The sequence below is a fragment of the Bradyrhizobium sp. WBAH42 genome (assembly GCF_024585265.1).
Classification (GTDB): Bacteria; Pseudomonadota; Alphaproteobacteria; order Rhizobiales; family Xanthobacteraceae; genus Bradyrhizobium.
Window position 1 is genome coordinate 1,571,069 of sequence record NZ_CP036533.1, and the last position, 12,163, is coordinate 1,583,231.

At 65.4% G+C, this 12,163-nt stretch carries 13 protein-coding genes; 12 read left to right on the forward strand and 1 reads right to left on the reverse strand.

Annotated elements, in window-relative coordinates:
* The first annotated feature begins 41 nt into the window (after window positions 1–41).
* The 8 genes from ctaD (at window position 42) to DCG74_RS07355 (ending at window position 6,216) form a co-directional block, all read left to right on the forward strand.
* Window positions 42–1,667: a cytochrome c oxidase subunit I gene (gene ctaD / locus DCG74_RS07320; protein ID WP_172786068.1), complete on the forward strand. Its 1,626-nt coding sequence runs from the start codon at window positions 42–44 to the stop codon at window positions 1,665–1,667.
* Between the two features lie 61 nt (window positions 1,668–1,728).
* Window positions 1,729–2,673: a heme o synthase gene (locus DCG74_RS07325; RefSeq protein ID WP_172786067.1), complete on the forward strand. Its 945-nt coding sequence runs from the start codon at window positions 1,729–1,731 to the stop codon at window positions 2,671–2,673.
* Window positions 2,670–2,846, forward strand: a complete 177-nt coding sequence (locus DCG74_RS07330) for a CoxF protein (protein WP_128923243.1) — start codon at window positions 2,670–2,672, stop codon at window positions 2,844–2,846. Before DCG74_RS07325 ends, DCG74_RS07330 begins: the two co-directional genes overlap by 4 nt.
* Before the next feature lie 5 nt (window positions 2,847–2,851).
* Window positions 2,852–3,505, forward strand: coding sequence for a cytochrome c oxidase assembly protein (locus DCG74_RS07335; RefSeq protein ID WP_172786066.1), 654 nt, complete (start codon window positions 2,852–2,854; stop codon window positions 3,503–3,505).
* A gap of 79 nt (window positions 3,506–3,584) precedes the next feature.
* Window positions 3,585–4,481 (forward strand): cytochrome c oxidase subunit 3, encoded by an 897-nt coding sequence (locus DCG74_RS07340; protein WP_172786065.1) that lies wholly within the window; start codon window positions 3,585–3,587, stop codon window positions 4,479–4,481.
* Window positions 4,482–4,578: 97 nt separating this feature from the next.
* Entirely contained in the window at window positions 4,579–4,980 is a 402-nt protein-coding gene (locus tag DCG74_RS07345; RefSeq protein ID WP_172786064.1) for a DUF983 domain-containing protein, read from the forward strand.
* Window positions 4,977–5,741: an SURF1 family protein gene (locus DCG74_RS07350; RefSeq protein WP_172786063.1), complete on the forward strand. Its 765-nt coding sequence runs from the start codon at window positions 4,977–4,979 to the stop codon at window positions 5,739–5,741. Before DCG74_RS07345 ends, DCG74_RS07350 begins: the two co-directional genes overlap by 4 nt.
* Before the next feature lie 109 nt (window positions 5,742–5,850).
* Window positions 5,851–6,216 (forward strand): nuclear transport factor 2 family protein, encoded by a 366-nt coding sequence (locus DCG74_RS07355; protein WP_172786062.1) that lies wholly within the window; start codon window positions 5,851–5,853, stop codon window positions 6,214–6,216.
* A 1-nt stretch (window position 6,217) separates the two neighbouring features.
* On the opposite strand, the gene DCG74_RS07360 is transcribed toward DCG74_RS07355, so the two are convergent.
* A complete protein-coding gene (locus DCG74_RS07360; RefSeq protein WP_172786061.1) occupies window positions 6,218–7,558 on the reverse strand; it encodes a histidine kinase in 1,341 nt (446 codons plus the stop codon).
* Window positions 7,559–7,644: 86 nt separating this feature from the next.
* Between DCG74_RS07360 and DCG74_RS07365 the strand changes: the two genes are divergently transcribed.
* From DCG74_RS07365 to DCG74_RS07380, 4 genes are all read left to right on the forward strand, one after another.
* Window positions 7,645–8,289: a response regulator transcription factor gene (locus DCG74_RS07365; RefSeq protein ID WP_172786060.1), complete on the forward strand. Its 645-nt coding sequence runs from the start codon at window positions 7,645–7,647 to the stop codon at window positions 8,287–8,289.
* Between the two features lie 539 nt (window positions 8,290–8,828).
* A complete protein-coding gene (gene thrC / locus DCG74_RS07370) occupies window positions 8,829–10,247 on the forward strand; it encodes a threonine synthase (protein WP_172786059.1) in 1,419 nt (472 codons plus the stop codon).
* Window positions 10,244–11,533, forward strand: coding sequence for a pitrilysin family protein (locus DCG74_RS07375; protein WP_172786058.1), 1,290 nt, complete (start codon window positions 10,244–10,246; stop codon window positions 11,531–11,533). Before thrC ends, DCG74_RS07375 begins: the two co-directional genes overlap by 4 nt.
* Window positions 11,534–11,572: 39 nt before the next feature.
* Window positions 11,573–12,160, forward strand: coding sequence for a GNAT family N-acetyltransferase (locus DCG74_RS07380; protein ID WP_035996611.1), 588 nt, complete (start codon window positions 11,573–11,575; stop codon window positions 12,158–12,160).
* Window positions 12,161–12,163 lie beyond the last annotated feature (3 nt).

Consider the following 12,163-nt stretch of genomic DNA (forward strand, 5'->3'; position numbering starts at 1 on the left):
ACCTCCAAAGGTCCGAATGGGACGCAAGGCAGGATTTGAAAATGGCAACGAGCGCAGCGGCACACGGCGATCACGCGCAAGCCCACGGACATGACGAGCACGCCCACCCGACCGGATGGCGACGCTACGTCTATTCGACCAACCACAAGGACATCGGCACGATGTACCTGGTCTTCGCGGTCATCGCCGGCATCATCGGTGCCGCGATGTCGATCGCGATCCGGGCCGAGCTGATGTATCCGGGCGTGCAGGTGTTCCACGAGACCCACACCTACAATGTGTTCGTGACCTCGCACGGCCTGATCATGATCTTCTTCATGGTCATGCCGGCGATGATCGGCGGCTTCGGCAATTGGTTCGTGCCGCTGATGATCGGCGCGCCTGATATGGCGTTCCCGCGCATGAACAACATCTCGTTCTGGCTGCTGCCGGCGTCCTTCGCGCTACTGCTGATGTCGACCTTCGTGGAGGGCGAGCCGGGCGCCAACGGCGTCGGCGCCGGCTGGACCATGTACGTGCCGCTGTCGAGCTCCGGCCATCCGGGGCCGGCCGTCGACTTCGCGATCCTGTCGCTGCATCTCGCCGGCGCCTCGTCGATCCTCGGCGCCATCAACTTCATCACCACGATCTTCAACATGCGCGCGCCGGGCATGACCCTGCACAAGATGCCGCTGTTCGTGTGGTCGATCCTGGTGACGGTGTTCCTGCTGCTGCTGTCGCTGCCGGTGCTCGCCGGCGCGATCACCATGCTGCTCACCGACCGCAATTTCGGCACGACCTTCTTCGCGCCCGACGGCGGCGGCGACCCCGTGCTGTTCCAGCATCTGTTCTGGTTCTTCGGCCACCCCGAGGTCTACATCCTGATCCTGCCCGCCTTCGGCATGATCAGCCAGATCGTCTCGACCTTCTCGCGCAAGCCCGTGTTCGGCTATCTCGGCATGGCCTACGCCATGGTCGCGATCGGCGGCATCGGCTTCGTGGTGTGGGCGCACCACATGTACACGGTCGGCATGTCCTCGGCGACGCAGGCCTATTTCGTCGCGGCGACCATGGTCATCGCGGTTCCGACCGGCGTGAAGATATTCTCGTGGATCGCCACGATGTGGGGCGGCTCGATCGAGTTCCGGGCACCGATGATCTGGGCGGTGGGCTTCATCTTCCTGTTCACGATCGGCGGCGTGACCGGCGTCGTGCTGGCGAACGCCGGCGTCGACCGCGTGCTGCAGGAGACCTACTACGTCGTCGCGCACTTCCATTACGTGCTGTCGCTCGGCGCGGTGTTCGGAATCTTCGCCGGCTGGTACTACTGGTTCCCGAAGATGTCGGGCTACATGTACAATGAAGCGCTCGCGAAGGCGCACTTCTGGGTCACCTTCATCGGCGTCAACCTGGTGTTCTTCCCGCAGCACTTCCTCGGCCTGTCGGGCATGCCGCGCCGCTACGTCGACTATCCCGATGCCTTCGCGGGCTGGAACCTGGTCTCGTCGGTCGGCTCCTACATCTCCGGCTTCGGCGTGCTGATCTTCCTCTACTGCGTGCTCGACGCCTACATGAAGAAGGTGCCTGCGGGCGACAATCCGTGGGGTGCCGGCGCGACCACGCTGGAGTGGACGTTGTCCTCGCCGCCGCCGTTCCACCAGTTCGAAGTGCTGCCCCGCGTGCAGTGATCGATCTCCCGCGGCGCCCGTGACGGGCGCCGCGGCGCTATAACGAAGCGAGTTGAATTAAGTGTCTGTCCTCGACCACCACGCCGCCGACATCAATCCCCGCATCTCCGAAGCGGAGGTGGGCGACTACATCGCGCTGCTCAAGCCGCGGGTGATGTCGCTGGTGATCTTCACCGCGCTGGTCGGAATGGCGATGGCGCCGGGGCATTTCCATCCCGTGCTGGCAATCACCTCGCTGCTCTGCATCGCGGTCGGCGCCGGCGCTTCCGGGGCGCTCAACATGGCGCTCGAAGGCGACATCGATTCCAAGATGTCGCGGACGGCGAACCGGCCGATCCCGCGCGGCCGCATCACCCGCCCTGAAGCGATGGCGTTCGGCATGACGCTCGCCTTCTTCTCGGTGATGACGCTCGGCATCCTCGTCAACTGGGTCGCGGGCGCGCTGCTCGCCTTCACCATCTTCTTCTACGTCGTGATCTACACCATGTGGCTGAAGCGCTGGACCGCGCAGAACATCGTGATCGGCGGCGCCGCCGGCGCGCTGCCGCCGGTGGTGGCCTGGGCCGCGGTGACGGGCACGGTCGACGTCGAGCCGCTGCTGCTGTTCGCCATCATCTTCTTCTGGACCCCGCCGCATTTCTGGGCGCTGGCGCTGTTCCGCTCCGACGACTACGCGCGCGCCGGCATTCCGATGCTGCCCAACGTCGCCGGCCCCGACGCGACGCGCCTGCAGATCCTGCTCTACACCATCGTGCTGATCGCGGTCGCCGCCGCGCCCTGGGCGCTCGGCTATTTCGACGCCGTCTACGGCGTGGTCTCGCTGATCCTCGGTGCCGGCATGCTGGTGCTCGCCATCAACGTCTATCTGCGCCGTGAGCGCAGCCAGTCGCTGCGCGCGACGCGCAAGCTGTTTGCCTTCTCGATCCTGTATCTGTTCGCGCTGTTTGCGACCCTGCTGGCCGAGGTCGTGTTCCGCGCGCTGGCTCCGATGGTTGGGGGCGCATGATCACCGCGATGGCCGACAAACGCGAGCCAGAAGGAATCGTCCTCACCGAGGCGCAGCAGAAGAGCCGCCGTCAGCGCTCCATCGCCATCGCTTTGGCGCTCGGCGTGCTGGTGGTGCTGTTCTTCGCCGTCACCATGGTCAAGGGGCCGGCAGTGCTCGTGCGGCCGATGTAGGAAACATGGATTACGAGCGGACCATATCGCAGGACGTCAGCGCCAAGCCGGGCTCTCGCAAGCCGGGCAAGGCACGCGGGCTGGGCCGCGATGTGGTGGTTGCTTCGATCTGCGGCGGCGTGGTCGCGCTGATGGTCGGCGCCTCCTACGCGGCGGTGCCGTTCTACAACTGGTTCTGCCGCGCCACCGGCTTCAACGGCACGACGCAAGTGGCGACCTCCGCGCCGGCCACGGGCCCGATCGCGCGGAAGATCTCGGTGCGCTTCGATTCCAACGTCGCGCCCGGCCTGCCCTGGAAGTTCGAGCCGGAGCAGAGCGAGATCGAGGTCAATATCGGCCAGGTCGTGACCGTCTTCTACACCGTGACCAACCAGGCGGCGCGCACCACTGCGGGCCAGGCTGCCTACAACGTCGCGCCGCTGACGGTCGGCGCCTATTTCCAGAAGATCAACTGCTTCTGCTTCACCGAGCAGACCATGGCGCCCGGTGAGAAGCGCGAGATGCCGGTCGTGTTCTACGTCGATCCGTCCATCGCCGACGACCGCGAGAACGACGGGCTGAACACGATCACGCTGTCCTACACGTTCTATCCGGTGCGCGATCCGGTGGTGAAGCCGCTGGCATCGGGCGAGGGCGACAAGCGCAAGGGAAATCTTTGACCGCAGGGCTCAACGCTCGGGCGGTCGGACACAAGGGGATAAGTGCCTGACAGGCACGGGATTGAGGAGAGAGACGGAAATGGCCACGGCGCACACCAAGCATCACGACTATCATCTGGTCGATCCCTCTCCCTGGCCGGCGGTCGGCTCGCTCTCGGCTTTCATCATGGCGGTCGGCGCCATCGCCTGGATGCACCACATGTTCTCCGCGGCGCCGATCGTGTTCGGCGTCGGCACTGTGGGCGTGCTCTACACCATGGCGAGCTGGTGGGCCGACGTGATCAAGGAAGCCCAGTACAAGGGCGACCATACCCGCGTCGTGCAGCTGCATCACCGCTACGGCATGATCCTGTTCATCGCCTCCGAGGTGATGTTCTTCGTCGCCTGGTTCTGGGCTTACTTCAACGCGGCGCTGTTTCCGGCCGATGCCGTTCACGCCACCCGTGACGCCGTGTTCGGCTGCGGCCTCGGCACGCAGCCCGGCGCTTGCGCGGTCCCCGGCACCTGGCCGCCGAAGGGCATCGAGACCTTCGATCCCTGGCATCTGCCGCTGCTGAATACGCTGATCCTGCTCACCTCAGGCACCACCGTGACCTGGGCGCACCATGCGCTGCTCGAGAACGACCGGCAGGGCCTGAAATACGGCCTGATCCTCACCGTCGTGCTCGGCGCGCTCTTCACCTGCGTGCAGGCTTATGAGTACAGCCACGCGGCGTTCTCCTTCGCGGGCAACGTCTACGGCGCGACGTTCTTCATGGCGACCGGCTTCCACGGCTTCCACGTGCTGGTCGGCACCGTGTTCCTGCTGGTCTGCCTGTTCCGCGCCTATGCCGGCCACTTCACGCCGAAGCAGCATCTCGGCTTCGAGTTCGCCGCCTGGTACTGGCACTTCGTCGACGTGGTCTGGCTGTTCCTGTTCCTCTGCATCTACGTCTGGGGACGCGGCGCCGAGACCATGGCCCACGCTGCGCACTGAGCCGTATCGAAGCGATCGGGAAGGGCGGCCGCAGGGCCGCCCTTTCGTTTTCCGGCCGCCGGAAGCTTCTCCGGAAACTGTGATAGAGTCCGTCCTCATGAACGACAGTGCCGGCACACCCCAGTCCGAAACCACGGTCCTGCAAAGCGCGCTGCGCGGGCTTGCCTGCAGATGCCCGCGCTGTGGCCAGGGCAAGCTCTACGCGGGCTTTCTGACGCTCGCGCCCGCTTGCGACCGTTGCGGGCTCGACTATGCCTTCATCGATTCCGGCGACGGTCCGGCGATCTTCATCATCATGCTGGCCGGCGGCATCGTCGTCGCCTGCGCACTCATCGTCGAAGTCAAATACCAGCCGCCATACTGGCTGCATGCCGTGCTCTGGCTGCCGCTGATCCTCGCCACCACGCTGTTGCCGCTGCGCTCGATGAAGTCGCTGCTGATCGCGCTGCAATTCCATCACAAGGCGGCGCCGGGCCGGTTGGTCGATCGCGCGAAATGACCGAGCCTGCGCGCAAGGCCCGCGTGACCGGCTTCGCGCTGTTCACGCTGTTCCTGACGGCCGTGTTCGTCGCCCTCGGTGTCTGGCAGCTGCAGCGCCGCACGGCCAAGCACGAGCTGATTGCGGCACTCACCGAGCGGATTGCGGCGGCGCCCGTCGCGCTGCCGCCGTCCGCGCAATGGGCCGCGCTCAATCCCGCCCGCGATGAATTCCGCCGCGTCAGCTTCACCGCGACTTACGCAGCCCTGCCCGATGCGATGGTCTATTCCTCCGGCTCGGCAGTGCGCAAGGACGCCTCCGGCCCGGGCACCTGGGCGTTCCTGCCGGCGCGGCTTCCCGGCGGCGAGACGCTCGTGATCGACGCCGGCTTCGTCGAGAATACGATGCAGGACCGCGGCGTCGAGGATCGCGCGGTGAAGAAGCTCGTCACCGGCGAACCGGTGTTGCTCACCGGCTATCTGCGCTTTCCCGAGGCGCCAAGCTGGCTGACACCGGCGGAGAATCGCGACAAGCGGCTCTGGTTCGTGCGCGATCATCTGGCAATCGCAAGCGCGCTGGGCTGGGGTGCGGTTGCGCCGTTCTATATCGATCTCGAGCAGCCCGCGCCGGCGAACGGCATTCCGCGCCCGGGGCCGCTCGTGGTGAATCTCAAGGACGACCATCTGCAATACGCGATCACCTGGTTCACGCTCGCGGGGGCGGTGTTGATCGCATTCGCGGTCTGGCTGCGAGGACGGCGGCAGAGTTCCGTCACTCCGTAGATTCCCTGATGTGGAACCCGGAATCGCCCGGACTTTATTATTCAGCGGACATTCACGAGTGTGGTCCTAAGCCGGCTTCAAGATTTCTCGCGGCAGACAGGATTTCGGCGTGAGCGATTTCGATCAGATGGGAATTGTCGTCGACTGGGTGGATGCCTGTCGGAGAGGCGATCTTGCGACGCTGCTCGACCTCTATGCCGACGATGCCGAGCTCGAATGCACGTGCAACGGCACGGAACGCTATCGCGGCCGCAGCGAGCTTGAAATCTATTGGCAGCCGCGGCTCAGCACCTTCTCGCTGGCTGGCTTCGGGCTGGAAGAGATCCATCCCGCGTCCCACGGTGTCGACCTCGAATATTCCGTCGCCGGCGCGCTGCGCATTCAGGCCTCGTTCCGCTTCAGCCCGGATGGCAAGATCCGCAGCACGCTGTGCGAGCCGGCGCGACAGAATGCGCATCACGGCTGCGCGTGCTGAACTAGCCTGGTGCTGGCGCCTCCCGCATCGTCTCCGCCGGAAGGCGACAGCGCACGTAAGTTCGCCCATCCACGCGCAACAGCGATAGCGATCCGCTGAGCGCGCGCACGCGCTCGTGCATGCCGGTCAGGCCGCGGCCGAAGACATTGCCCGCAGGAAAACCGCCGCCGTCGTCGGAGATCTCGACGACGAGCGTCTTGTCGGCGACCGTCGCCTGTACATGGGCGTTGCCGGCGTTGGCATGTCGCAGCACGTTGGTCAGTGCCTCCTGGATCACCCGATAGACGGTCTGCGCCAGCGGTCCGCCGATCCCGCTGAGATCGGGATCAATCGCGTCCGTCAGGACGATATGAGGTGCCTGCTTGCGAAAATTCCGCAGCAGCGTCTGTACGCTGCTCGAAAGGCCGAGTTCCTCGATATAGAGCGGTCGCAGCTGGTCGAGGATGCGGCGGTTGGTCTGCTGCAGTGCCTCGACCGATTGCAGCAGGTCCTGTGCCGAATTGCCGAGATGTCCCTGTGGCTGGGAGGCCTCGCTCAGCGCGATCGTGCCCGCGCGGATGCTGAACAGCAGGGGGCCGAGCTCGTCATGCAGCTCGCGGGCGAGATCGCGCCGCTCGTCATCCTGGAGCGACACCAGGCGGTGCATCAGATCGCGATTGTCCTGGCTCAAATGCGCCAGCGTTGCAGCCAGCGCATTCGCCTCCTCGCAGCTTTGCCGGATTTCAGGCGGGCCCCCGACCGGTATCGGCCTGGTGTAGTCGCCCCGTCGTATTCGCGTGAGACCTTCGCCGAGATCTTGCAGGGGGCGCAGCACCGATCCCGACAAGACATAGGCAATCGTGCCGATAAGAACCATGAGCGCGGCGAGCAGGCTGGCGAGCGCTAGAAGGCCAATCCATTTCTCGAACAGATCGGCCGACATGTCCTGCAGAAATACGATGTCCCCAACGCGCTTACCGTTGATCATCACCGGAAATGCCGTGTCCATGTTGGGAACAGCGAGAAGGTCGATGAACCATTGCGGCACGCCATGCGGCTTGCGCAGGTCGTCCTTCGCCGGTGGCGCGGGACCTGCTCCCAGGCGGCGGAATTGGATATCGGAGGAGGTGTCCAAGGAATGGACAAAGGCGTCGAGGGTCTGCCGCGGATTGTCCGAAGCGCTCAAGGCGTTGTTGAGCGCGGCGGCGACCGCCTCCGTCGAACGCCGTCGCGGCTCGCTCTCCTCCGCCAACTGGCCCGTCGCGAAAACCTGGAGCAGCACGCCGCCCAGGACCAGCGCCGCGAGAAAACTGGCGCCGAGCGGGAGAAACAATTGTGTCCGGAACGAAAGTCGGTGCCACATTAGGTCAATTCTAACGCGCATCGGCGGAATTTGCTCTTTCCATTTATTCCCGCCGGTCTAAGAGTCGAGAAAACAGAGAGTGCGCGATGCAAGATACCGCCAAGCTGGCGACAAGGGTCCTGATCGTCGACGACCATCCCGTGGTGTTGTCCGGCTGCCGCACCCTGTTCGCATCCGACCATTCAATTCGCATCGACGAGGCGACCGACGCCAAATCCGGGCATCGCGCCTATGTCAGCAAGCGGCCCGACGTCACCGTGATCGACATCAGCCTGCCCGACGTCTCCGGCTTCGAGCTAATGCGACGCATCCGCAAGGATGATCCCGACGCCAAGATCATCATGTTCAGCATGAACGACGATCCGGCCTTCGTGGTGCGGGCCGTCGAGCTCGGGGCGCAAGGCTATGTCTCCAAGGGCGACGACCCCAGGATCCTGCTGAAAGCGGTGCGCAAGGTGGTGGCGGGCGACAATTTCATCTCACCGCAGCTTGCGGAAGCCGTGACGTTTTCCGGCGCGGCGATCAAGGCCAACCCGGCTTCGCAGATGACGCCGCGGGAGCTCGAAATTCTCCGCTTGCTCGGACGCGGCGACAAGATCGTCGAGGTCGCCGAGGCGCTCGGCATCTCCTACAAGACCGTCGCCAACACCACGTCCCTGCTCAAGCAGAAGCTGGGCGCCAAGAACCATTCCGACCTGATCCGGATCGCAGTGGAAATCGGGTTGAACTGACCTTTGCCAGCGACCGAACCGGCTGCTTCAGGATGCAGCGGTTCGGCCGACGGATCGACGCCGCCGCTGGCCGGGCAATGCATGGACAACGGGCTGACGGCCATCCGCCGACACAATGGACCGAGGCTGTATTCGTTCCCATGGCTCATGCGGGAAAAAGCGGAATTCATTGCCGAGATTGGGCTGTGCCTGCGTGGGACGAGCCTGAGCCGAGTCGGGAAGAATAGGAACATTTTCGAGACGTGCGGGTTTTGGCCTTGACGATTTCGTGACAGGCGACGAAAGCTTGCCGGAACAGTTTTGAGGGGCGACTTCGCCGACGAAGCAAACCGGTCTGCACACAACGACAGACCTTCCAAGAGAAGGGCTGCGGCAATGCCGCAGCCCTTTTTCATTGGGCGAGGGGAAGGCCGGAAGCGGTTTCCCGATGCCGCAAAACACTCTATGGTGGCTCAAAGCCTCTGGCTGTTGACAAGTAACTACGTAAAATCAAAGGCTTAAGGGTCGAGCTTCGGACCGGCCGGCCTTTGGAGGGCAGTTTGACTCGTTATATCTCGACCCGGGGCGAAGCCCCCGAACTCGGCTTTTGTGACGTGATGCTGACCGGCCTTGCCCGCGACGGTGGCCTGTATGTGCCGGCGGCGTGGCCGCAGCTCCCGAGCGAGACGATCGCCGGCTTCTTCGGCCGTCCCTATTGGGAAGTCGCGGTCGACGTGATTCGTCCCTTTGCCGGCGGCGAGATTTCGGACGCCGAGCTCGGGCGCATGGCGAACGAGGCCTACGCCACCTTCCGCCATCCTGCGGTGGTGCCGCTGCGCCAGATGTCGCCGCACCAGCTCGTGCTGGAGCTGTTCCACGGTCCGACGCTCGCCTTCAAGGACGTGGCGATGCAGCTGATCTCGCGGCTGATGGACCACGTGCTCGAAAAGCGCGGCCAGCGCACCACCATCGTGGTCGCGACGTCAGGCGATACCGGCGGCGCCGCGGTCGAAGCCTTTGCCGGCCTCGAGAACGTCGACCTCATCGTGCTGTTTCCGCACGGCCGCATCTCAGAGGTGCAGCGGCGGATGATGACGACGACAGGCGCGGCCAACGTCCATGCGCTCGCCATCGAAGGCACCTTCGACGACTGCCAGGCGCTCGTGAAGGGGATGTTCAACAACCATCGCTTCCGCGACGCGACCTCGCTCTCCGGCGTCAATTCCATCAACTGGGCGCGCATCGTCGCCCAGGTGGTCTACTATTTCACCTCCGCCGTCGCGGTCGGTGCGCCGGCGCGCGCGGTCGATTTCGTCGTTCCCACCGGCAATTTCGGCGACATTTTCGCCGGCTACGTCGCCAAGCGCATGGGGCTGCCGGTGCGCACCCTGCGCATCGCCGCCAACGTCAACGACATCCTGGCGCGCACGCTGAAGACCGGCATCTACGAGGTGCGCGAGGTGCACGCGACGGCATCGCCGTCGATGGACATCCAGATCTCCTCGAACTTCGAACGGCTGCTGTTCGAGGCCGGCCGGCGCGATGCCGCCGGCGTGCGCCGCCTGATGGAACAGCTGAAGCAGTCCGGGCGCTTCGTGCTGCCCGATGCGACACTCGCCGCGATCCGCGAGGAGTTCGATGCCGGGCGCGCCGACGAGACCGAGACTGCGGCCGCGATTCGCGCTGCCTGGCGCGAAGCCGGCGAGCTGGTCGATCCCCATACCGCCGTGGCGCTCGCCGTCGCGGACCGCGACACCACCGATACGAGGGTGCCGAGCATCGTGCTCTCCACCGCGCATCCGGCCAAATTCCCCGACGCCGTCGAGGCGGCCTGCGGCCAGCGGCCGCAACTGCCGGCCTGGCTCGACGGCCTGATGACCAAATCCGAACACATGAGGGTGATGAAGAACGATCAGGCCGAGGTCGAGCGGTTCGTGCTGTCCGCCAGCCGCGCCGCAAAGCAGGGAGTTGCCGGATGAGCGTCGAGATGTCCAAGCTTGCCTCCGGCCTCACCGTCGTCACCGACGAGATGCCCCACCTCGAGACGGCGGCGCTCGGCGTCTGGGCCGGTGTCGGCGGACGCGACGAGAAGCCGAACGAGCACGGCATCTCGCATCTCTTGGAGCACATGGCGTTCAAGGGCACGACCAAGCGCTCCTCGCGCGAGATCGTCGAGGAGATCGAGGCGGTCGGCGGCGACCTCAATGCCGGCACCTCGACCGAGACCACGTCCTATTATGCGCGGGTGCTGAAGGCCGACGTGCCGCTCGCGCTCGACGTGCTCGCCGACATCCTCGCCAATCCCGCCTTCGAGCCCGACGAGCTGGAGCGCGAGAAGAACGTCATCGTGCAGGAGATCGGCGCCGCCCAGGACACGCCCGACGACGTCGTGTTCGAGCATCTGAACGAGCTCTGCTATCCCGACCAGCCGATGGGTCGCTCGCTGCTCGGCACCGCCAAGACGCTGCGCGCCTTCAACCGCGACATGCTGCGCGGCTATCTCTCGACGCATTATCGCGGGCCGGACATGGTGGTGGCGGCGGCCGGCGCGGTCAATCACGCCCAAGTCGTCGCCGAGGTCGAAAAGCGTTTTGCGAGCTTCGAGGGGACGCCGGGGCCGAAGCCGCAGGCCGCTCAATTCGGCCAGGGCGGCACCAAGGTGGTGCATCGCGAGCTCGAGCAGGCGCATCTGACGCTGGCGCTCGAGGGCGTGCCGCAGTCCGATCCGTCGCTGTTCTCGCTCCAGGTCTTCACCAACATCCTCGGCGGCGGAATGTCGTCGCGCCTGTTCCAGGAGGTGCGCGAGAAGCGCGGCCTCTGCTACTCCATCTACACCTTCCACGCGCCCTACACCGACACCGGCTTCTTCGGCCTCTACACCGGCACCGATCCCGCCGACGCTCCGGAGATGATGGAGGTCGTGGTCGACATCATGAACGATTCGGTGGAGACGCTGACCGAGGCCGAGATCGCCCGGGCCAAGGCGCAGATGAAGGCGGGTCTGCTGATGGCGCTGGAGAGCTGCTCCTCCCGCGCCGAGCAGCTTGCCCGGCATGTGCTGGCCTATGGACGGCCGCAGACGGTGCAGGAACTGGTCGCCCGGATCGATGCCGTCAGCATCGAATCGGCGCGGGACGCGGCCCGTGCGCTGCTGTCGCGCAGCCGGCCAGCGGTTGTCGCATTGGGCAGCGGCAGGGGTCTGGACACGGCGGTGTCTTTTGCGGAAGGATTGACCCGGGCGCGCGCCAAGGCGCGGCTGCATTAGGAGCCGCGCGCGGGCTGCCTCGCCCCGGGAAGCATCACCATGGCCCTCTTTCGCCTGCCATCCAGTGGACCCGCCGCCCTCGCGCCGCGCGGCAACGGGCTGCTCCTGCGTGCGCCGCAAATGTCCGACTTCCTGCAATGGGCGCATTTGCGCGAGACCAGCCGCGACTATCTCACGCCTTGGGAGCCGATCTGGCCGTCTGACGATCTCACCCGGTCCGGCTTCCGCCGCCGCCTGCGCCGCTATGCCGAGGACATCGCCGCGGACCGCTCCTATCCCTTTCTGATCTTCCGCGAGCTCGACGGTGCCCTGGTCGGCGGCATCACGCTCGCCAATGTCCGGCGAGGCATCGTGCAGGCCGGTACCATCGGCTATTGGGTCGGCCAGCCCTATGCCCATCGCGGCTACATGACGGCCGCACTGCGGGTGCTGCTGCCGACGCTGTTTGGCGAGCTCAACCTGCACCGGGTCGAGGCCGCCTGCATCCCCACCAACGCGCCGTCGATCCGGGTGCTGGAGAAGTGCGGCTTCTCGCGCGAGGGCCTGGCGCGCCGTTATCTCTGCATCAACGGGGTCTGGCAGGATCACCTGCTGTTCGGCCTGCTGCACGAGGATTTCCGCGGCTGAGCG

Bases quoted from the DNA above. Each gene is read 5' to 3' on its own strand.
- ctaD (WP_172786068.1), top strand. From the start codon at position 42: ATGGCAACGAGCGCAGCGGCACACGGCGATCACGCGCAAGCCCACGGA.
- DCG74_RS07330 (WP_128923243.1), top strand. From the start codon at position 2,670: ATGATCACCGCGATGGCCGACAAACGCGAGCCAGAAGGAATCGTCCTC.
- DCG74_RS07335 (WP_172786066.1), top strand. From the start codon at position 2,852: ATGGATTACGAGCGGACCATATCGCAGGACGTCAGCGCCAAGCCGGGC.
- DCG74_RS07340 (WP_172786065.1), top strand. From the start codon at position 3,585: ATGGCCACGGCGCACACCAAGCATCACGACTATCATCTGGTCGATCCC.
- DCG74_RS07345 (WP_172786064.1), top strand. From the start codon at position 4,579: ATGAACGACAGTGCCGGCACACCCCAGTCCGAAACCACGGTCCTGCAA.
- DCG74_RS07350 (WP_172786063.1), top strand. From the start codon at position 4,977: ATGACCGAGCCTGCGCGCAAGGCCCGCGTGACCGGCTTCGCGCTGTTC.
- DCG74_RS07360 (WP_172786061.1), bottom strand. From the start codon at position 7,558: ATGTGGCACCGACTTTCGTTCCGGACACAATTGTTTCTCCCGCTCGGC.
- DCG74_RS07365 (WP_172786060.1), top strand. From the start codon at position 7,645: ATGCAAGATACCGCCAAGCTGGCGACAAGGGTCCTGATCGTCGACGAC.
- DCG74_RS07375 (WP_172786058.1), top strand. From the start codon at position 10,244: ATGAGCGTCGAGATGTCCAAGCTTGCCTCCGGCCTCACCGTCGTCACC.
- DCG74_RS07380 (WP_035996611.1), top strand. From the start codon at position 11,573: ATGGCCCTCTTTCGCCTGCCATCCAGTGGACCCGCCGCCCTCGCGCCG.